At 65.0% G+C, this 25009-nt stretch carries 1 protein-coding gene (cut by a window edge); it reads left to right on the top strand.

What is annotated here, in order from left to right; genetic code table 11:
- On the top strand, window positions 1-25009 hold the 3' portion of the coding sequence (locus AEQU_RS06380) for a hypothetical protein (RefSeq protein ID WP_022740109.1). It extends 49238 nt beyond the left edge of the window; only the last 25009 of its 74247 coding nucleotides appear in the window; its start codon lies beyond the left edge, outside the window; the stop codon is at window positions 25007-25009.

Here is a 25009-nt window from a genome sequence, read left to right as displayed (position 1 = left end):
TGGTACGGGCACGCCCGAAGGCGACCTGCTCGTCGCGAAGGACCGCTACGTCACTTACGACTGGCTCACCTACAAGACCAAGAAGGAGCTGCGCGAGGTTAAAGACCCCGACACCGGCGAAGTTACCAAGGAGCTGGTGGAGGTCACCGATCCCGTCACCGGCGAGCCGGTCAAGGAAGTGCCCGGCGGCGATGCCGGCGAGATTCAGCCGCCGACCCAGAAGATCACCGGCGTGGTGTTCAACGACGCCGACAACGACGGCATGAACGGCACGCTTGCGGTGGGCGAGGACGACACCACGGCCGACCACCCGGTGGCGGGCATCCAGCTGACGCTGGAGCGCTCCTTCGCTTTGGCCGAGTCGCTGGACGCCGAGGACACCTCCGTGGTCGCCGGTGGCTGGACGGTCGATCCCACCTGGGCGACCGAGGACGCCTACGCGGCCTACGCCGCCGATCCGACGGTTGGCCTTCCCGGCGACGACACCTACGGTGCCGTGGTGCCCGCGGGCGTCGCCGCCTCCGGCCCGGCGGCCCTCGCCGAGGGCGACGAGGAGGCCGAGCCGACCGAGCCGACCCACAACACCATCTCGGCCGAGGACGGTACCTACGTCTTCGACAACCTGAAGAGCCAGGGGTGGCTGTCCTTCGACGCGGACGGCAACGTCGTGGCCGACGGCACCGAGGGGGCGACGAAGAAGCGTGTCGTGTTCGGCTACCGCGTCCGCGTGACCGACGCCGACTGGTGGAACCGCTACTGGGGCACCGCCAAGTACCTCCAGGGCGACACCTACGTGCAGACCTCCGAGGCGTGGCTCGCCGATTCCGATCTGGTTCACGCCGACGGCTACCTCATGAGCGGCACCGCGGATGCGGCCGACGCCATGGAGTACACGGTGCTTTTGAACGCGGAGACTGCCGACACGCAGACGGTGAACAAGCGCAAGTCCCTGAACCCGAACAATCCGAATACCAACTACCAGCTGAAGACGCCGGCCGCCGACCGCTACGGCAGCAATGCCCGCTACGGCGAGCCCGTGCCGGCAACCGTGCTCACCACCAACGCGGTGGCCGAGCTGAACGCCGCCGGTGCGGAGTTCCATCCGGTGCTCACCTACGACCTGGCCCGCGGCGCCGACCGCGCCGGCAACGACGCCGGCCTGCGCGTGCCCGTGCAGCAGAAGATCGCCGGACGGGTGTTCCACGACGCCGACTACGACGGCACGCTCAACCATGCCGCCACGGCCAACGAGCTCGAGACGGCGGACAAGCCGCTCGAGGGCGCGGGCGACGGTGCCGACGATCCGGCGGCGGACATCCCCACCACCGATCAGGGCTACGCCGGCAAGCGCGTCATCCTGAAGCAGTGGTACTACAAGGACGGCCAGTGGGTGCTCAACCCGAACTTCGGCAACGACGGTTACACCGTGGCTGAGAACAAGGTCACCTACAAGACCGAGACCGTGGGCGACGGCGCCGACGCCGAGGAGGTCCAGGTGGTCGACACCGTGGACGACCCGGCCTATGCCGATGGGCTGACCACCATCATCCCGAACGCCACCTATCTGGACGGCGTGGGCGTCTACCTGCTGACCGACCACGACGAGTTCGAAACCGTGACCGGCGATGACGGCACCACCACCCAGCAGCAGATCAAGGTGGCCGGCGACTACCTGTTCGACCGCCTGCCGGCTCGCTACGTCGAGGCCCGCGTGCCCGGCGTGGAAGCCGTGGAGCCCGATCCCGAGAACGGCATCGAGGGCACCGAAGGCGTGGCGAGCACGCTTAACATGCCCGCGGCCGAGTACCTGGCCGGCTACACCATCGAAGTGCTGGGCGGTGCGGTCGACACCGACAATGCCGAGGCCATTCCCGGTCTGCCTGCAACGCTGCTGCAGACTGATAAGGCCGACGATGCCCTGAACTCCAAGGCCATAAGCGCGCTTGTCGCTTCCGGCTCCGAGGAGCAGAACCTCGCCGACTACGCCGACGGCAACTACCCGGTGCGCTTCAACGAGCTTACCGTGCAGGTGACCGATGGCGCCGGCGAGACGGTGAAGGCCACGCTCGACGGCAAGATCATCCTGGCCTCCCGTGCTGCCGCCCAGCCGGCCGCCGGCGACGCGGATGAGACTCGCAACGCCGCGGCCGGCACCCGCGCGGCCGCTGCCAGCGCCGCGGCCCGCGGCACCCAGCCCCAGTACTATGTGAACGAGACCCGTCGGGCCGAGCTGCCCGAGGCCGCCGGCGACGGCGAGGCGGCCGCCTACGCCTACCCGCTGGCCGGTTCCGCCGCCAGCGCCGGGGTGGCGCCGCGCGACGATGCGGGCAAGCCCGTCGATCAGACCGTCTACTACGACTGGTCGGTCGGCCGCGACGAGGTGCGCATGCACGCCGGCTTCGGCGAGTATGGCTGGACCACGGTTTCCGGCAAGGTCTGGCGCGACCACAACTTCGACGGCATCCTGAACGCCGGCGAGGAAGTGCTCGCGGGCCACACGCTGGCCATCACCCAGTGGTTCTGGGTGACCGACTCCGAGCTCATCGAGGCTTTCAAGGCCGATCCGACCAACTTCGTCGTGGACGAGAAGACCGCGGCCGCCGGCAACGCCAACGTTCTGACCCGTGAGGCGGACGGCACGCCGGCCACCACCGAGGACGGCGCGTGGATCCACGTGAAGACCGCGGCCGAGAAGGCCGCCGAGGCCGCAGCGGCCGGCGACGCCTACACGGGCGATGTCGCCGACGTGCGCTCCTCCTTCACGCGCCCGGATGCCGTGACGGCCGCCGATACCGGCGTCTACCAGTTCGAGAAGCTGCCGAGCTTCGTGTACCTGGCCCGCGACACCGAAACCGAGGGCGAGGGCGACGACGCCGTGACCACGACGAGCCTGCGCGTCCTGCAGCCCAGCGACACTACCGATACTCTGGAGGCCAACGAGGTCGCCTTAGACGAGCTGTTCATGACGGCGTACCGCATCACGCTTTCCGAGGTGGCCCCCGACTTCGCGCTGACGAGCCTGCATGTGGGCGTGAACATCGGCGACAAGACGCTGGGCGACCTGTCCACCATCACCGCCGGAGGCGCGCCTCTGGAGGGCTCCGACAACGACGCCTTCCGCCCGAATCCCGATGGCGACCGCGTCATCCAGGTGGTGGAGGAGTACTTCGACAACTCGTTCGACGGCGAGGCGACCTTCGGCGAGTACGATCAGGACACCAACGACAAGTACGGCGCCGACGACCGCAATCAGGTCGCCGAGGGCCAAAAGAGCCTGTGGCGCACCGACGGCTACATCATCGTGGCCGCCCGCGGCAGCCACGTCAACCAATACAGCGACAACGGCACTCTCACCGATGCGGCCTCCTACCAGTACGAAGAGGTCTACAACGGCGTGCGCTACGACGTGCCACGCCCGCTGTTCGCCCAGTCCGGCGGCCAGGCGGGTCTCGTGAAGATTCCGCGCACGAGCCTCGCGGGCCGCGTGTGGGACGACACGGGCATCAAGGCCGCCGACGGCACCTACAACTACGCCACCGGCTACAACGGCGTGCAGGACGAGGGCGAGGCCGGCCTGCCTGGCCAGACCATCTACCTGACCCAGTGGTACTGGAAGCCCGCCACCGAGATGGCGAATTCCGTCTCCGGCGAGGGCGAGTGGGTGCGCAACACCGCCTTCGGCGCCGACACCTACACCTCCAACAAGTACAGTCGCGCCGCCGGCGAGGCTCTTGAGCCCATCATCTACGACGGCAACGCCGCCGACGAGACGCCGCTGGCGGCGGTGGATGGCGTGGACGGCGCGCTGGCCGTGACGACCAACGACGAGGGCCAGTGGCTCGTAGAGAACCTGCCCACGGTGTACGTCTCCGACGACGACAAGTACTACCTGGCGAGCTACCGCGTGGAGCTGGCCGACTTGTACCGCGAGGAGAACGCGAATTTGGCCGACGGCACCACCAACCAATGGATGCTCACCCGCTACCACAACGATGCCACCGAGGCGGACGGCTCCGTGCCCGCCGCCGTGAAGGCCACGGTGAACAACTCCACCTCCGTCGTCTCCGACTCCGACGCGGCGCTGACCAACCGCACCGGCGTGGCCGGCGGCATGGTCATCGCCAGCCGCGTGAGCGGCGCGGCGAAATCCGACGCCGACGCTGCCGCCGAGACGGCCTACGACGCCGCGGCCACCACGGGCATCGCCTCGCTGGATGGCGTCAAGGTGGATGCCACCCCGGCCCAGAAGACGGCCCGCAACTACGACGGCCAGATCATCCTGGCCCAGAAGGTGACCGGCGACGGCCTGGCCGTGAACGACAAGGACGAGTTCACCAACGCGAACGCCAACGCCTACGTGACCCTGCCGGCCGGCGAGGGCATGGGCCAGGGCGAGGAGACCTACGACTGGATCCTCGATCCCGAGACCGAGACCGTGGCCGTCCCCGGCGAGACCGAGGGCACCACGGTGGACGTCACCCGCGCCAAGCCGGTCCAGGCCGGCGACGTGGGCGAGGTCCAGGCGCCGCGCCAGACCATCTCCGGCCTCATCTGGAACGACGAGGACAACGACGGCCTCTACGACGGGCCGGTGGCTGATGACCCGGCCACCCCGGCCGACGAGACCTTCGCCGGCGAGAAGCTGGAGAGCGGCCGTAAGGTAGTGCTCGAGCGCTACACCATCACCGCGACCCAGCAGGCCGACGGTTCCTTCAAGGTGGCCGACGACGCCGCTTGGACGCGCGATGCCGCGTGGGCCGACAACTGGGATGCCTACGACAAGGATCCGACCGTGGGCCTCACCAAGAACGGCGTGCCCGCGAACACCCAGCGCACCCAGACCACCGATGCCAATGGCGTCTACACCTTCTCCGACCTGCCGAGCCATGTGTACCACCCGGCCACGACGGTCACCAACACCATGACCGACCCGGAGACCAACGAGGAGACCGAGGTTACGACCGTCGTGCCCGCCTCCGTCACCATCTACGGCTACCGGGTGCGCCTCATCGACGTTCCCTTCTGGGAGCGCACCATCGGCGCGGCCAAGTACCGTGCCGGCAACGATGCCCAGATCGACTCCGATCTCATCTACGCCAACGGCTATCTCATGGCCACCGACGCCGACGGCAACCCGACCGAGTACGACGTGCTGCTGAACGTGGTGACCAAGGAGTCGCCGCGCACGAACCACGCCATCGTGCCCGCCTCGGGCAACGCCGGCCAGAACACCATCGACCGCAATGCCGCCGACCGCTACGCCGCGGCCCTGGCCGCCGCGGCCGAGGGCGACACCGTGGTCGCCGAGATGCCGACGAAGGTGACCGGCCGCAACGGCGAGAGCCTGGCCGGTCCCATCTCCGATATCTCCGGGTGGACCATCTCCACGGAGAAGACCTTCACCTACGACCTCGGCCTGGGCGCCGACCGCCGCTTCAACGACGCCGGCCTGCGCACGCCGGTGGCGAGCAAGATCGCCGGCGTGGTGTTCCAGGACGCCAACTACGACGGCCTCTACGAGCCCGGCCGCGAGGCGGTTCCCGGCGATGACGAGAATCCCGAGGGCACGCCCGCCGTGGCCGCCGAGCCCGGCTTTGAGGGCAAGAAGGTCATCCTGAAGCAGTGGTTCTGGGCCCCGGCTAACGAGGCGGGGGAGTACGACCCGACCTCTACCACCTACCAGTGGATCCAGAACAAGAACTTCGGCAACGACTTCTACACCCGCGCCGCCAACGGCGCCACCATCGCCACCAACCAGCAGGCGCTGGAGGACTCCCAGGGCCAGGCCATGGTCTTCACCCTGCCCAAGGCCACCTACGATAAGAACCGCGGCGGCGTGTGGACGCTGACCGATAAGGACGGCAACTACAGCTTCGACAACCTGCCCGTGCGCTACACCTACGTGCGCACCGTGGGTCAGTTGGGCGAGATCGCCGACTTCAACCATGCCGCCACCGAGTACCTCGCCGGCTACACCGTGGAGGTGCTCGGCAACGACGAGGACAAGACGATGTCCATGAACGGCCTGCCGGCCACGCGCCTGCAGGTGAACGGCAGCGGGCTTGAGAGCTGGGCCATCGACGGCGCCACCGATCCGGTGAACTCCAAGGTGGTTTCCGCCGAGGCCAACGATGCGACCGACATCTACGCCAAGGGCAACTACCCGCTGCGTTGGAACGAGGACACCACCCAGGCCACGGCCACCGTGGGCGACGGCGTGTCGGCCTTCGACAAGGCCACCTTGGGCGGCCGCATCGTGCTGGCGGCGAAGACCGTCACCACCGAGGACGACGCCACCAACGCCGATGTCACCCAGGACCAGTACCGCGTCCAGGCCACCGGCAAGGTGCGCGGCGACGGCTCGGAGGGCGACGCCGACGTGAACGTCGACTTCGACTTCTCCGTGGCCCGCGAGGAGACCTCGCTGAACGCCGGCTTCGGCCTGTTCGGCGACACCACCGTTTCCGGCAAGGTGTGGCAGGACGACAACTTCAACGGCATCCTGGACGGTGCCGAGGGCGGCCTGGCCGACAAGAGCCTGACGCTCACCCAGTGGTACTACGTGGCCGGCACCATGACCGGCGAGGGCGACGCGGCCCACTTCGTGCCCGCCGACGGCGAGGTCGTCCCGGCCGGTGCCAAGATCGAGCCGGTCAAGGGCGACGGCAAGAACGCCGATACCGTGGTGGGCGCCTGGGTGAAGGTGGACAGCTTCGGCCGGTTCGTGGGCAGCGCCTACTCCGGCTCGCTGACGACGACCACCGATGCGTCCGGCGCCTACGCCTTCGAGCACCTGCCGAGCTTCGTGTACGCCCAGGGCGCCTACACCGCCGACGGCCGAACCGAGACCAGCGCCAACCCCGGCATCTACCAGCCGGGCCAGAAGCTGGCCGAAGGCAAGACCTTCACGGGTCCGAACGGCACCGTGGAGAACGATCATGCCGTGAACACCGACAAACTCTATATCGTGAGCTACCGCCTTACGCTGTCCGAAGTGGCGCCGAGCTTCAGCCTCACAAAGGCCCATGTGGGCGTGAACATCGAGACCGACGTCATCGATAGCGACGGCATGCTCTCCACCACGAGCAAGCCGGCCGACCATCCGGGCGCCGACGTGACGAACGACACGAACGCCGACCCGGTGCGCGACACCACCGGCACCAATGGTCGCGAGGACATCGACTCCGACGCCATCCGCACCGGCGACGATTTCGGCGACATCGAGCTGCGCGAGGAGTACTTCGACGGCGCCCTCGCCGCCTGGCGCACCGACGGCTACGTGCTCGTGTCCGATCACGCCGACGAGGCGGACGGCCACCAGTACCAGGGCGTATACGGAAGCGGTGCTATGGGCCAGGTCTTCTACGACGTGCCCGACCCGATGGGCACCCAGCGCGGCGGCGACGCGGGCCTGGTGTCCGTGCCGCGCGCCGACATCACCGGTCGCATCTGGGACGACGCTTTCAAGGGCTCCGATTCCACCGATACCTACAACGGCATCCAAGACGAGGGCGAGCCCGGCCTGGCCGACGAGGCCGTGTTCATCACCCAGTGGTACTACGATCCGGCCAACGAGAACCCGGACGGCGTGAACGGCCACTGGTTCCAGAACACGAAGTTCGGTCTGGATCGCTACACCTCCAACCGCGACGGCGCCTACCAGGCCGCCGGGGCCGAGGCGCTTGTGCGCGCCGGCGACAAGAAGATGGTGGACGGCACCGAGGTCACCGAAGAGCTCACCCCCATCGTTTATGACGGCAACGACATGACACCGCTGTCCTACGTGTACGCCAAGAACGGCCGGCGCGTCGATGCCAAGGGCAACCTGTATGCGCTCGGCGCCAACGCCGACGGCACGGTCATCGCCGAGGGCGACCTCGTGGAAGGCGTGCTCGCCACCACCACCGGCGGCATGACCAAGGTGCAGGTGCCCGGCGAGAACGAGGGCGAGACGGTGGAGCAGGACAGCGCCGAGCAGCTCGGCCTGTACCACTTCGCCAACCTGCCCACGGCCTACGTGAGCGAGAACGACCAGTACTACCTGGCCGCCTACCGCATCGAGCTGGCCGACGTGGAGCACACCGAGAACGACGATATGACCGACAACCAGTGGCTGCTCACCCGTACCTACCAGGGCGATGATCGCTTGGCCGACTCCGATGCCTCCGATATCACCGACACCGGCATCGCCGGCGGCATCAAGGTCATCGGCGGCTTCGATGGCGGCGCGCCCGAGGCTGCGCCTCGCTCCAATGACGGCCAGGTCATCCTCGCCGGCACCCGCGAGATGGGCGCGAGCCTCATCACCGGCGGGGCTGTGAGCGGTGCCAAGTCCGTGGTGACCGTGCCCGCGGGCCAGGCCATGGATGTCACGGACGCTCGCGCCTACGACTGGATGAGGACGGCGACGAACAACGATACCCCGGCCGCCAAGGTGGACGAGTACGGCAAGACCACCGTGGCCGGCGGAGATGTGGGCGAGGTTCGCGCTCCCATCGAGACTATCTCCGGCCGCATCTGGTTTGACGACGACAACGACGGTCTCCTGGCCGAGACCACCGACGATGAGGCCGGCGAGGGTGCCGATACCATGGCCGAGGGCATCGAGGTCACCCTCGAGCGCTATTACGCCATCGTGGGTACCGACGAGAACGGCGACTACAGCTGGATGCGCGACGATGAGACCATCGAGGGCATGACGGGCAAGTCCGCGTGGGCCACCGCCGAGCAGTGGGCCGCCTACGACGCCGACCCGACTGTGGGCCTCGGCGACGGCACCCAGCATGCCGACGGCCTGCCGCGCACTGTGGCCACCTCCGCCGCGGTTCCGGGCACGCCCGCCGGCGAGCCCACCGAGGACAACCCCGAGGGCACCCCGGCCGTCGAGGCCGTCGAGGGCGGCGTCTACACCTTCGACAACCTGAAGACCCAGGAGTGGGCGACGATCACCCACGAGGACGGCACCGTCGAGGACGTGCAGATCATCTACGCCTACAAGGTGCGCGTCACCGACCAGCGCTGGTGGGATCGCTACTTTGGCACCGCCAAGCTGCAGGTGAGCGGTTTCAACGGCGCGAGCTACGCCAACGATTCCGACCTCGACTTCAACGACGGCTACCTCATGGGCGCCGACGAGTACGACGTGCCGCTGCAGGTGGCCGACGACAACTCGCCTAAGTCCAACAAGCGCTGGGCCGCCAACTCCAAGAACCCGAACAACGGCGAGGATACGGCCGCCGTCACCTCCGATGTGACGAGCGCCAACCGCCACTACGACATGGCCTGGGGCATCAACCGCCTGCACAACGACGGCGGTCTGCGCATGCCGCTGTTCCAGAGCATCTCCGGCCTGCTGTGGCGAGATGCCAACAACGGCTTCAACAGCGTCGAGGGCACCGACTACAACGGCATCCAGGATGCGGACGAGCCCGGCCTTGCCGGCAAGCGCGTCATCCTGAAGCAGTGGTACTGGGCTCCGGTCAATGCCGACGGCGACTACGACGCCGCCAGCACCACCTACGGCTGGATCCAGAACGTGAACTTCGGCAACGACAACTACACCCAGGCCGAACAGCGCGCCACGGCGCCCACCAACACCAAGCCGGCCACCACGACCACCATCCCCGGCTCCGTCTACGACGCGGCCGAGGGCGGCATCTGGGTGACCACGGCCGACGGTGAGAACGGCACTGTGGCCGGTCGTTACCTGTTCGACCTGCTGCCCACCCGCTACGTGGAGGCCCACCAGGGCACCCAGCTCGGCCGCGAGTACCTGGCCGGCTACACCGTGGAGGTGCTGGGCAACGTGAAGAACAGCGCCTCGGTGGCCGAGGATGAGAAGGCCCAGGCCGTGACCGGTCTGCCGGCGACGCTGAAGCAGCAGGGCGACGACGACATCGTGAACTCCCAGGCCATCTCCACCACGGTTTCCGAGACAGTGGACGCCGCGGGCAGCGCCACGGGCAACTACATTCTGGCCTGGAACGACGAGACGGCCCAGGATACCTACGACAACGGCGCCGAGAACGACGACAAGGTCGTCTACACCAAGCACACCATGGGCGGCAAGATCGTGCTGGCCGGTGTGGCCGAGGCCAACAGCCCGGCGCAGTCCGTCGTGTCCGCCACCACGACCAACCGCGGCGAAGCCAATACCGAGGTCACCTTCGATTGGAACCTCGGCCGCAACGAGGAGAACCTCGACGGCGGCTTCGGCGGCTTCGATACCGGCTCGGTGACAGGTCGCGTGTTCCAGGACAAGGATGTCGATGGCTTCTACAACCCGCAGGAGCTGGTGAACGGCAAGTACCCGCGCACCTCCGACAAGCCAGTGGCCGGCGAGACGCTGCAAATTTCCCAGTGGTTCTTCGTGCCCGCCTCCGAGACGGACACCATTGCCGCCCTCATTGCCGCCGACTACGAGAAAGATGATTTGACCTCCGGCGACGGCGTGTGGTTCAAGTCGAAGAGCTTCAGCTATCGCACCAACCTGAGCGAGCTGCCCGACGGCGTCGGCGACGAGCCTGGCGACAAGGCGCTCGACAGCCGCATCGTCGTGGATGCCAACGGCTACTTCGAGGGCGCCGTCACCGACGGCGACGGTCTCTACACCTTTGATGAGCTGACCAGTTACGTCTATGTGGACGCACTCGACGGCGACGCTCTGCGCGATGTGCAGCCCTACTTCGCCGGTCGCAAACATGTGAACCTGCCCACCGGCTCCATCCAGACGCCGGCTCCCGAGCTCGGCGACAACGAGGGCGACAACAACGATGCCGAAACCGATGGCAACGAGAATGAGGACGGCGATAACGAGAGCGAGAACAATGAGAACACCGATGGCGAGGGTGACGAGACCGAGTCCACTCCGACGCCCGAGCCTACGACCACTACGGGCGTGACTCCCGATGTGGTGGACACCGACGGCGACCCGGTGAAGGTGGCGGCCGCGAAGGTGACGAGCGATCACATTTACATGACCGGCTATCGCCTCACCCTCGATGAGGTGGAGCCCGACTACGCCCTCACGTTCCCGCATCAGGGTCTTCTCGACCAGGAAGGCGACAATGCCATCAAGGATATCGAGAACGATTCCGATGCCCTGCGCGGGGAGGGCAATACCGTCAACGTTATCGAGGAAGTGTCCGGTGAGCACAACGACCTCAACAAAGCGCAGAGCGCTGATCGGGACGGCAACGCCATCCGTGACGACGGCTATGTCATCGTGGCCGCCGAGCTGGACGACGAGGCGGCCGCCACGGCCGCCGGTGGCCAGTACCAGATGGCGAACAACGCCGCCTCCGGTGCGGCCTTCATCGGCGCTGAGGTCTTCTACAACGGCAAGCGCTACGATGTGCCGCGTCCGGCCACTGATCCGTTGCGTGGCGGCGATGTGGGCCTCGTGGAGTTGCTGAAGTCTTCTATCGACGGCCGCATCTGGGATGACTCCTACAACTACGACGGCATTCAGAAACGCAACCCCGATGGCACGTTCGATACCGAGAACGAGCCGGGTCTGGCTGACCAGGAGCTGCGCATGACCCAGTGGCTCTACGTTGATCGCACCAAGTGGGATACCTTCTTCGGCTACCACAGCGACTTGGCCCTGGCCACTTTGAAGACCAGCGGTGACTACAACGATGACGCTCTCATGACTAAGGGCAAGTACGACGCTGGCAAGGTGTGGAACGAGTTCATGGCCCGCGGCCTTGCCACTACGGTTGACGGTGCGGTCACCGAGAAGGGCGTGGCCGGCGTCTGGATCCGCAACACCCTGTTCGGCGAGGATCGCTATACAGCGTTCACCGTTGCCGACGAAAACGAGGCCGCTGTCCACCATCCCTATATGTCCAACTCCGTTTACTATGGCGAGGGCATCGTGAGCATCTGGACCTCCGACGGCGTCGAGGATCGGGTCAATGGCGACGGCGTGGTGGCCACGGTTGGCGCAGATGCCCAGAAGACGGGTACCTACACCTTCGACATGCTGCCGACGGTCTGCGTGGTGCAGAACGGTGTCTCCGACGAGTTCTACCTGGCGGCCTATCGCATCGAGCTGCCGAAGACTAACACTACCCCCGGTCTGAACGGCGACGACACCCTGGCTACGGCCGACGACGAGTGGCTGCTCAGCCGCTACCGCGCCGTCGATACCGCCGACAAGCAGAACGTCGTCTTCGACTCCGATGTAAAGGACACGAAGAAGACCGGCGTGGCGGGCGGCTTTATCGTGGCCGGCCAGAACAACGACGGCTCCGCCGACAAGCACTTCCTTACTCGTCAGCTCGACGGTCAGGTCATCCTTGCCGAGCAAGCTGATGAGGACAGCAACCAGAACACCACCGAGACGGTGAACGGCTCCGAGAACATGTCCGACGACAAGCAGGACTACGACTGGATGAAGGAGCCTGCGGTGGGCGAGGACGGCGACGAGACCATTCCCGCCAAGAAGGGCGGCGACGTGGGCGAGGTGCTGCCTCCCTATCAGACCATCTCGGGCATCATCTGGACCGACCGCTCCAACGACGGCATCCAGAACGACTACGACGAGCTGAACGATGACGGCACCACGGCGAAGAAGCCCGAGGAGGGTCGCGATGGCGTGAAGGTGTCCCTGGAGCGCTACTGGCAGCTGCCCGGCGAGACCGAGTGGCATTGGGATACCGAGTGGGCCGATCCGTACCCGACCGACTACGACGACTACTACAGCAACTCCGATAACCGCTCCGACAACACCACCGTTGCCGGCGTTGGTCGCAACTGGACGCGCCAGACTGAGACAGCCACGGAGATCACCGGCGCGGAGTACGAGCGCGCCACCTACACGTTCAATGAGGTGGAGCAGGCCAACACCTATACCCATGCCGAGGACGCCAGCGGCAACGAGGTGGCCTCCGACGACGTCAGCGCCGTTGCGCACGGCGTGTATCGTTTCGCCAACCTGAAGTCCTCCGACGTGCGCGTGGTCGGCGAGGGCGAGAATGCCAAGCCCCAGCGCATCGTGTACGGCTACAAGGTCCGCGTCACCGACGAGGACTTCCGCAGCCGTCGCTTGGCCACGGCCTGGCACCACAAGACCGACGACTACACGCTGGATTCCGATCTGATCCACCAGTCCGGTTACCTCATGGACGCCGACGAGTACGCTGTGCTGCTGAATGCGGCCGACGATGAGAACTACGTGAAGAATTCGAGCCTCAACCCGGCGGGCGATACCCACCTGCTCGTGCCTTCCCAGCCTTCCAACGTGGTCGCGAACGCCAACTCCTATAACGCCGACCAGAACGCGCTCGATCGCTACGGCCGCGTGCCCGCCTCCTCGGTGGTAAAGGACGTTCCCGCCCAGGGCGAGACGGCGGCCGTGGCGGCTCCCGCAACCTTGAGCTACGACTTGGCCAAGGGCGCCGATCGCGCTCACAACGACGGCGGCGTCATGGATATCGTGCTGCAGTCTATCTCCGGTTACGTGTGGACCGACGTCAAGTACGACGGTCTGCTGAAGGACGACGACGCCAATGTGTCCGTCGGCGGTCTTGATGAGATGATGGTCGAGAAGGGCATCGAGGGCAAGCGCGTCATCCTGAAGCAGTGGTACTTCGATCCCGAAGTGGATAAGGACGGCAACGTCACGGGCGAGGGCGGCGAGTGGATCCGCGTCATGGATTTCGGCGACGAGGTTCCCGCGACCCCGGCGCCGGATGCCGGTGACGATCAGACGCCCTCGCTCTCGGACGAGACTGGCACTTTCGCGGCTGCTCTGTTTGCGGTGCTGAATAGCGCCGCGTCCGCGGCCCTCTCCAAGGCCGCGCTCACCGGCACGCGCACTACGCTGACTCAGGGCGAGCTGAAAGACGGCTCGAACAAGGTCATCCGCGATGCCGGCTACTATATTTTCGAGAACTTGCCGGTGTACGTGAACGTGAAGGGCAAGGAGTACCTGGCCGGTTACACCGTGGAAGTGAAGGCCGGCAGCGATGCCGACGCCATCAACGGACGCCCGGTCACCAAGATCGAGGTGCCGCTAGACGGCGAGGACGACGAGACGCTCAACTCCGAGGTACACAAAATCGGCTCGACGGTCATCGGATCCGATAAGGTCACCTATTCCGAGACCGTTCATACCTCTACGAACTACCCGGTGTACTGGAATCAACTCACCAAGCAGGTTGATCCGGCCGACGTGAAGAAGTTGGGCGTGACCACGCTCGACGGCATGGTGGTCTTGGCTGGCAAGCGAACCGCCAACACTCAGTCCTATTACGCGCTGAACCAGAAACGCGTCAACAACGTGAGCACGGAGGGCGCTTCTGTCGAGACGCAGTTTGACAAGGCCACTGGCCAGAACGGCGAGCGCATGAGCGCCGGCTACGGCTACTTCGGTCGCTCTACCATCTCCGGCCGCGTCTGGTTCGACGCCGACTACGATGGCATGCTGGAGCTGGCCGAGGGTGCTGTGGACAACGACGACAACGATACCGAGCATCCCATCCAGGGCCAAGCGGTGGAGATCACCCAGTGGTACCTGCTCACCTCCATCGACGAGATGGATGAGCCGAGTCTGCGCACCTATGCGGCCTCTCAGAACATCACCGTGAGCGCCGGCGCCACCAAGGCTGATATTCTGAAGGCCATCCACGATGCCAACCCGGGCGAGTTCCTCTCGGCCTTCACGTGGGACGACTTCACCTTCGGCAGCAATGCGGGCGATGTGTCGGGCAACGATCAGTTCGACATGAAGACCGTCGACGGCAAGCCGGTGTTCGAGACCATTACCCGCAATGTGAAGAGCTACGCGATCTCTGGCGAGAAGCTGCTGGACGCCGGCGGCAACGTGGTGGGCGAGCTCGTCCACGAGGGCGGCGAGAGCACTGGAGCCGTCATTGGCGCCTGGATCAACAACCCGAACTTCGTCTCCGGCGGCAAGCTGCGCGCCCACACCAACGAGAAGGGCGAGTTCTCCTTCAGCGGCCTTCTGCCGTGCGTGCAGTTCGACGAGGACTACGAGCCGGTGGTTCCGCAGTCCAGCTCCGCGACCGACGACACCCTGGCCATGGCCGCTTATAGGGTGACGGTGCCCGATCTGAAGGCCGGTCACTCCCTTACGGTGTACCAGGCCGGCGCCTCCGATGCTGAGAAGAGCCAGCAGGACTCCGACGCCCATCGCGATGTGACCGTCGATGACCATGTGGTGACGACGTACCCGCAGTTCGTGGGCACCGAGACGGTCACCGACAGCTCCGGCAACGACATCGAGGGCGTGCAGGACGACGAGCGCGTCGCCCAGAACAGCGGCTTCATCATCGTGGCCAAGAAGCGCGACGAGGACTACAACAGCCCCTACGAGTACACCTTCAAGGGCGGCGAGAAGGCCCTCTCCTACGACCTGGCCTTCCAGGTGCAGGGTCGCGAGAACGTGAACACGGGCCTGTTCAAGGTACCCACCTCCCAGATCACCGGCATCGTGTGGGACGACACCGAGCGTGACGAGAACACGGCATCCGACGGCCTCATGGACGATGCGGAGCCCGGTCTGAACGACCAGACGGTGCTCGCCACCCAGTGGTTCTACGTGCCTGCCACCTCGCCTCTGTTCGCGCAGATCGGCGATGCGAAGAGCAATATCGGCGGCTCGGCCGGCATCGTCGAGTGGGTGGCTTCCGATGGCAAAAAGACAGTCGGCGGCACGGCTCCTGAGGGCGCTGTGGGTGCCTGGGTGCAGAACGCTGGCTTCGGCAGCGAGTGGATCTCCACCCGCGATGCCTACGTCGATGCCGACGGATCCATCATCGAGCCCTCCGATATTCGCAAGGAAACGACTCAAGACGAGTTTGGCTACGACCGTACCGTCTGGTACATCAAGCAGGCCGACGGCACCGAGCGCGAGATCGTCATGGTCGCCAACAGTTACGAGCCCATCGACGTCGAGGCCGAAAGCTTCGATCCCGATACGGCCGATCCGAGCACCTTCGTCGTGGAATACGAGGAGGACGGCACGACGCCCAAGGCCTACTACCGCATCGTGGCGGCGACGTCCGACTACCCGGTCGCGAGCCGCGTTCCCGTGGTGACCGGCGGCGTATCCAAGCTCGATCGGGCCGGTAAGCAGTCCGTGGTGGCGGTTAAGACGTTCGGCACGAAGGGCGACGGCATCACCGACGCGGGCCGCTACCTCTTCGACAACCTGCCCACGGCGGTGGTGAAGTACAACAGCGTGACGGGTCTCGACGAGTACTTCCTGGCTGCCTACCGCCTCGAGGTGGAGGCGCCCAACAACTACGTGGCCGACGGCGACTTCGCCGATCCGTGGCACTTCAGCGCCGTCCATCAGGGCAGCGATGTGAGCAAGGACTCCGATGTGAAGGCGGACGACGCGGGCATTGCCGGCAATGTGGGCTCCATCGCCTTCGCTACCGTGGCCGACGGCGAGACCGACCCGAACGCCGATACGAAGGACAACTACGCCAGCACAAAGATCGTCAATCGCTACGGCACCGAGGGCGCTGCTTTGGGCGTGCGCGCCAACGACGGTCAGGTCATTCTGGCCACGGCAGCCGATGAGGTGGCCGACGCTCGCAAGAACCTCCTGGCGGTGCAGACGCTGCCGTTCAAGCACGGCATGGATATGGCTGACGACGTGCAGCCCAACTACCAGTGGACGGCTCCGCTCGCCCAGGCCAAGGGCGGCGATGTGGGCGAGATCGAGCCCGCCTACCGCTCCATTGCCGGCTATGTGTGGCAGGACAACGCCTACAAGGACGGCATCTACAACCGCATCGAGGGCGGTTCGGAGATCTACCCCGATCCCGATGATTCGCTGGGTGATCCGATCACGCTCGAAGAATCGGAGAAGGGCCGTACCTCAACACAGATGTACCTGCGCCAGTGGTACTACGATCCGGACAACACCAATGACGACGGCAGCCACTGGTTCCCGACCATGACCTACGGCGACGATCGCGATTGGGATCCCGCCACCGCCGATGCCACGGCGCGTCCGTTCTATTACAAGACGGTGCGGACGAAGTCTGCTTCCGCCGGCGGTGCGCTCTATGACGGCTACTACGAGTTCGACCACCTGCCGGTGCGCGTGTTCGTGAAGGGCAAGGAGTACCTGGCCGGCTACACCGTGTCTATCCGCGGCAACTCTGGTTTCAGCGCCGGCAAGAAGGAAGTGGACAGCTCTGCGTACCTGATCGCTCATTCCGATCAGGTGGCCGATGATTGGAACTCCAAGGGCGAGGGCATCGTGCTAGGCGGTTCGTCGAGCAAGGCCTATCGTTACGGCTCTCAGACCTTCCCGCTGATTCGCAACGATGCCTACTCGTCCGACGGCAACATCCACACCCTCGACTCGGTGCTCGTGCTTGCGGGTTCCGCCACGGTCGAGGGCAAGGGCAAGGCGTCCCAGTACCAGCAGACCGCCGAGGGCAAGAATCGTCCCAAGGATGCGGCGAACACCGCGGTAGCCTTCGACTACACCTTCGGCAAGAACGAGAAGCGCATCAACGGCGGCTACATCGTTCCGCCTTCGGCTCCCATCGAGGGTGTCATCTGGGAGGACGCCGATTACGACGGCATCCGTCAAGAGGGCGAGAAGGGCATCGGCGATGTGCGTCTGCGCCTGACCAAGTACTATCTGGACGATGAAGATAAGGGCGCCCAGAATGCCGACGGCACCTACGAGCGTCCGGAAGGCACCTGGAAGCGCACCTACGCCAAGGACGATAACGGCAATCTGATCGTCGAGCCCTATATCAACGTAACCACTTCGCTGGGTACCGACGAGCTGACCGACCTGGAGCTTGGCGAGTACGAGACGGAGCTGGTGCCCACGAGCTTCCGTAAGCCGGATGCTACCGGCGATGTTGCCTATCGCGAGTACCTCTGCGGCTACACGCTCGCCGTCTCTCCCGTCGGCGCCGACGGCAAGGGCAACGAGGCTCTGGCCGGCTACACCCTCACGCGGCCCCATGACGCCACCGACAAGGTGCAGGATGCGGTGGAGTCGGATATGTACCGTTACGAGGCGAAGGACGGTCTTGAGGCCGCTGATGGCCGCCAGGAGGCCTTCCCCTTGGTGAACCGCTTCGTCGAGGCCGATGGCGTCCGCGCCGACGGCATGATTATCGTGGCCCAGACGAGTACGAGCAGCTCCAAGCCCGAGAACGTGAAGACCTACAACGGCGTGACCTACGATGTGTCCCGTAACGTCCAGCACCAGAAGGGCGGCAACGGTGGTCTGGTGAAGATCCCGACCACCACTATCGAGGGCGTTGTGTGGGACGACTCCTTCCAGGACCAGGGCAGCGCTGCCGAGAACCGCGCCGAGCGCGACCGCTCCTACAATGGCATTCGCGACAGCTGGACAGCTGCCGATGGCACCCGCAAGACCGAGGACGGTCTGGCCGGCCGCACCGTGGGCCTGACCCAGTGGAAGTGGGAGAACAACGCCTGGGTGCAGGTGGCCTCCTTCGATGGCGACACCCGCTGGGTGTCGCCCGACGAGGGCGCCACGTGGGTGGAGAGCACCACGGTGGCCGACACCGAGGCAGCGCTTGGCTCCCCGAACAAGGGCGACGGCATGCGCACGGTGATCACCGGCCCGGTGGGCTACGACCGCGACGGCAAGATCACCGATCAGCTTGATCCGGGCACCTACGCTTTCTACGATGTTCCCAGTGCCGTGGCGAACATTGGTGCCGCACAGGCTCCCGATGTCCTGCTCGCGCCCCGCTATGTGGGCAACACGGGCTTCGTGCAGGCGGGCGATGCCCATGACTGGGCGAGCGTCGGCCTGTTCTACGACACCTACTCGCTAGCCGCCTATCAGGTGGAAGTCGACGGACTGGGGGCTGCTGGCAGCGACCAGGGCCTGGCCGCCGACGGGGAAACTTACGATTGGATGCTCACTCGCTACCATAGGGGCGAGAGCGGCTACGACGCCCAGGGCAAGCGCATCACCGACTCCGATGTTGCCAGTACCGACCGCACGGGCCACGTCGATTTCCGCAACGACGGTACCGCCGCGGCCGGAAACGGGCGCCTCGGCCGCATCGTGAGCGACCAGGCGTCGGTGACGCCGGCGAAGGAAGGCTCGACCGAGGTGTTCGGCGTGCGTACCGGCAACTCTGGCACCGATGATGCGATGGTGGTCGTCGCCAGCGAGGGCGTGAGCGCCCAGGGAGACGTTCCATCGACGGACGACACCGACAATACCGACAATACCGACAATACTGGCGACACCGGTGGCGACGGCAATGATGACAATGTCGGCAACGGAGGCAACGACGGCAGCGACGTCGGCCATGCGAGCCTGGCCGAACCTGGCATGATTGTGCCTGCGGCTGACCAGGCGCCTTCGCTGTTCGCCGCCTTCTCCCTGCCGCTGCGCAGCGGTGCGGCCGCCGCGAAGCCTATGGCCACCAACCTGCGTCATACCTCGGACTATATCTCCGTGCCGATGGGGAACTTGCTTATCACGGATCAGACTGAGGATCAGGACGGCAGCGCCGCCTACGATTGGCTGACGGTCGACCGCTATAGCGAAACTGTCACCGAGCCTGTCAAGGGCGGCGACATCGGCGTGGTTCACGCGCCGCGCCAATCCATCACAGGCATCCTGTGGCACGACGCCAACAACAACGGCCTGCAGGACAACGGCGAGGAGCCGCAGAACGGCTACAAAGTGACCCTTGAGCGCTGGTACTTCGAAGAGGGTGCCACTGCATGGGTGCAGGATACCAACTATCAATACAGCTACCAGGGCGATGAGGCTCATGCCTGCACATCGGGTACGGTGGAGACCCATACCTGCGAGGTGACCGAGGTCGATCCCTCCACCGTGGATGCCGATAGCCTGCCCATCGGTCAGGACATCAAGAGCGAAGGCGACGAAGCGAAGCTCATGCAGAAGGGACGCTACTGCTTCAAGGATCTGGAGACCTCGGCTATCGTGGACGGCAAGCGCCGCATCTACGGCTACAAGGTGAAGGTGACCGATGAGCGCATCGTCAACGAGCTGTGCTTCAAGTCGAAGGTGCACAGCGGCGATGACTGCCAGCTCGATTCCGATCTGGCGTCGGACAACTACCTCGTCAACAATGACGAGGACGAGATGATCGTGCTGCTTGACACCATTCGCGTCGCTGAGGACGGCACCTATGTGACCTCTGGCGGCGTACCCTCCAACCTCTCGAACCGCTTCTACGGACCGGCCTCCCACGGCTGCGACCAGAAGATCGCCGAGGTCATCGATGCCAAGGGCGATCTCAAGGCCTACGACCTGACTGCCGGCATCGACCGCTCCCATAACGACGGTGGATTCATCATCCCGCCCACGTACAAGATTTCTGGTTACGTGTGGGAGGATACCGACTATGATGGCATCTACCAGCGTGAGGCCGAGACGCGCACCGATGAGAAGGGCGATCCCTATACATACCAGGAGCAGGGCTACCGTTACAACAAGCAGGTCACGCTGCATAAGTGGTACTACGATCCGGACAAGGGCGAATGGATTGACAACGGCACCATGTCGGTGGAATCGCGGGGCGAGCACACCGAGACCGTGGATGATAAAGAGGTGACCGTGCCCGGCGACGGCTACTTCGAGTTCACGGATCTGCCTACCGCCGTGCCGCTGAAGGAAAACGGCAAGAACAAGTACTATCTGGCCGGCTACACGCTGGATGTCAACGGCGCCTACGAACAGGACGGCATGGTTTCGCTGCTGGTTACGGCCTACGAGCAGGATACGAAGGATCGCGACCAGGTTAACTCCAAGGCGCGTCCCAAGGCCACGGGCATCAATACCGACGGAACCTACGATATCGCCCTGGGCATCGACACGCTGCAGACCGGCTCGGGTGTGGACGCCTCGCGCGACCCGGCCACTTTGGAAGACGAGTCGGCCCTGATTCAGAACATCAGCAAGAACGCCTTGGACGGCAAGATCATCCTGGCTGGCAAGGCGACTAATGGAGCCGATGACGCCGATGAAGCCGCTACCCCGGCCTCGCAGCGCCTTACGGCTACGCGCACGATGTCGAAGGACGACGCCGACGCCACCAAGGTGACGGTGACGGTCGACTTCGACTTCGCCTCGGGCCAGGATCAGAACTTCATGAACGCCGGCTTCGTGCCGCCGGACCACACCGACCTCACCGGTATCGTGTGGTTCGACGAGGACTACGACGGTACGCTGAACGGCGCCGACCCCGATGCCCCCGAGAACGGCGGCGACGAGGGCGGCGTGGATAACATCCGCGTAGTGCTCACCCAGTACTACTTCGTGCCTCACTATTACACGCATGTGGACAACACGGGTACCACGAAGTACGACCCCATTTACGAGGACGTCGATGGCAACAAGTTCTACTTCGAGGGCGATGACGACAACGCCGCGCTGCGCCTGGTGCCCGGTGGCAACTCCGAGAAGAACAACATCCTCGTCGGAAGTAGCGGGCAGGTGTTCCTGCAGAGCGCGGGCCGTATCTACGACTATCAGCTGCTGTGGAAGAACGGCATTCGCGAGCTGAACTCCAGCGGCACCTGGGTAGAGAACACCGACTTCAATGGCGTTCAGGAAGGTAAGGACAAGACCGATCGGGCCATCGAAGCTGCCGTGGCCGCCATCGAGGCTGCTACGGATCTGGTGGCGCTGGAGGCGGTTAAGTCCACCTACGCCGACGTCTTCGATGACGGCGCGGACAACGCCGCCACCGCCGCCTACGCGGCGAAGGAAACCGAGCTGAAGGCCCTGGCCGCCATCGAGGCCGCCACGACTCTCGCCGAGTTGGAAGCGGTGTTGGACGCCTATGCCGATCTCATCACGGGCAAGGTGACCGATCCTGACGTGGAGGACGGTACCGTGGTGGTGGACACCTCCACCATCAACGCCGCGGTGCTGGCGGCCTACGAGGCGAAGAAGGCCGAGCTGGCTCCGAGCGAGCCCGAGCCGACTACGCCTTCGGAGACGACTGACTCCGAGGCACTGACGACGTTCGCGCTCTCCGGCGACGAGGGCGTTGCCGCTATCGCCGAGGATGAGGGCGAAGGCGCCGGCTCCGAGGTTCCGACCGAACCCGGTACGTCCGACGAAGAGAAAGAGCCCGAGCTGACGCTGGGCGACCACCAGAGCATGGTACGCACCGATGAACACGGCACCTATTTGTTCGAGGATTTGCCGGCCTACGTGTTGGTGGATTCCTCGGCGGAGAACCCGGAGCTTCCCAAGCCGGGCGAGGTGTACCAGCCGGAGGAGGAATGGGCCCAGCATAAGCATATCTACAAGAACGCCGATCCCTACTTGGCCGGCTATGCCGTTAAGGTCATCAGCGACGGTAAGCACTTGGTATCCAAGTTCCACGCTGCCTCGCGTGATGGCGTGGTCGATTCCGACCTGCGCGAGTTCAATGCCGACATGTCTGGTGGGTTCAACGCCGACCAGGCTGACTTCGAGAACTACGCCGTGGTGGCGCAGCCTAAGATTACGACCCTGTCCACTAACGACGAATACGAGGTGAGCTACCGCGGTTACACCTACGACTTGGCCAACCGTCTCGATCGCAAGCGCGCCGGCAACGCCGGTCTGGTGCTGCGCGATCCAGTACTCATCGGCGGTTTGGTGTGGAACGACACGAACAAGGACGGCCTGCAGGCTTCGGGCGAGGAGGGCGTGCCCGGCGCCGTCATCAAGCTGACCCGCTACTGGTACGACACGACGGGCGTGGGTTCGCTGGAAGATGGCAAGGCCGAGGATCCGGAGACTCCCGAAACTCCCGAAACCCCGGAGGCCCCGGAGGCCCCGGAGACGCCTGAGACGCCGACCGATCCCGACAAGGGAGATACCAGCAACGGGAACGGCACCGGTGGCGAGGATGCTGGCGATGACCAGCAGGGCATCGAGGCATTCTCGGACGACACCACCGAGTCTGGCGACACCACGGAGCCCGGCGGCACCACCGAGTCTGGCGATACCACGGAGCCCGGCGGTACGACGGAACCCGGCGGCACGACGGAGCCCGGCGACGAGCCCGACGAGCAGTTCTCGCAGGAGATTCTCGATCTTGCGGGCAAACCCGATGAGATGATCGCGTGGCTGGCTGACGAGCGTCGTACCATGAATGAGCTGCTGGCCTTCAAACGGTGCCACTACGACTTCCTCTATGGCTACACTACCGAGGACGGCGAAGTGGTGGCCGGCGACGTCCGAGTGCGCAGCACGCTGGACGCCGCCGTCGAGAATGCGGCGGTAGAGGGCCAGTACGGCGAGAACGAGCAGAATCGTTGGCGCCGCGACATGAGCTTCAGTTTCGATCAGGTCAGGGTGCTCGTGGGCGATGCTGGCGATTACGATTTCCTCGATCTCTTCGAGGTGGCCGATATGGTGCCCGCCGACCAGATCGTCTACGAGGAGCGCAACGGCCAGCAGTACCCCACCTTCCCCGGCGCCGCCTATGCGATTTCCAACGGCGGCGGCCTGTGGGAGTTCATGGTTGCCGGCACGGGCAGCCATAAAGTGAAGGTGGATGCCACTACGACCGTGAGCGTGCCGGCGCTGTTTGGCTACCGCGTGGAAGTGGTGAGCTATCCCGAGGAGTACGAGCTGACTACCCAGCACGCCGAGGGCGACCTCATCAACTCCGACTACAACGAGGAGACCGGTGTTCTCGTGCCCAACAATGCCGACCTCACCAGTGGCAAGATCAAGAACATCAAGCCGGACAACACGCCGGCAAGCTTCGAGGATCTCATCGTGCTCTCGCGCTTGGCAGAGACCACCGAAAGCTCCTCGACGGCCGGACCGCTCGGCACCTATGCGGCCGTGAACAACCCGCAGCAGCCCGACGACCCGGCTGAGGATCCCGATGCGCCTGAGGGCGACACTGGCACTGAGACAGATACGCCTGAGACCACTCCGGCTGAGAGTGAAGGGGGACAGCCCGGCTCCGAGTCCGGCACCCAGACCGCGTCCGATCCCGGCATCCTCGCCTTCGCGTTTGATTCCATCATTCAAGTGATGGCCGATGAAAGCGCCGAGGGAGAAGAGGGAGAGGAAAATTCCGATCCCGACGACGGGCTCACCCCTGAGCAGCGTGCCCTGGCGGCCATCGTGGCTTTCCGGGCGGCGCAGGCGACGAACAAGCCCGAGGCGTTGGCCGAGGCTGTGGGTGCCCACGAGGCCGCCCTCAAGGAGAACACCCTCGTCACGGTTCCGAACAGCGATGGGGCGCAGAAGACCCCCAAGGAAGTGTGCCTCGGCATCCTCAAGGAATTCATCGACAACGCAACGACGACGGCTCAGCTCGACCAGATGAGCGAAGCGTTCTCGGCGATGCTCGGCGAGAACCTCCAAGGAGGCGTCAACGTCGAAGACTATCTGACGAGCCGTCGCACCAAGGTGGAGCTCATCGAGAAGATTAACAAGACGCTCGATGTGGACGAACTCGAGAAGCTTGGCGACGAGTATGAGGAGGTCATCTTCGGCAAGAGGGTCTCGGTGGGGGCCGATAACATCACAATCGGCGACAAACCGGTCTACGATGGCAGCGGCGACCCCGATATCCGCCGGGTCTACACCGAGCGCTTGGTTCTGCTGGAATCGTTGATCAGCTCCCAGAATTGGTCCAATATGAACTGGGAGAAATCTTTGCACCATGATCTGGGTCTCTACAAGGAAGAGGATCCGGAGCATCCCACTCCGACGCCGGATGTTCCCGTCGATCCCGGTAAGCCCGATGAGCCTGATGAGCCCGATGAGCCTGTCGAGCCTGACAACCCGCTGCCCGGGCCGGGCGATCCCAGCTACGAGGACGGTTGGCTGACGCTGGTGTTCGAGACGCCTTGGGGCACGAAGATCTTCCGCGTGAAGCTCCCGCAGACCGGCGACGAGCTCCTGCCGTGGATGGTGGGCCTGGCCCTCGTGGCCGCCCTCGGCCTCGTTCTCGCCGTGGCCGCCCGCCGGCGCGACGATGACGACGAGGAGGAAGAAGAGACCCCTGAGGAGTAG

The sequence above is a fragment of the Adlercreutzia equolifaciens DSM 19450 genome (assembly GCF_000478885.1).
GTDB lineage: Bacteria > Actinomycetota > Coriobacteriia > Coriobacteriales > Eggerthellaceae > Adlercreutzia > Adlercreutzia equolifaciens.
Note: the sequence above shows the minus strand (reverse complement) of the source record. Positions and strands in the feature narration are given on the sequence as shown.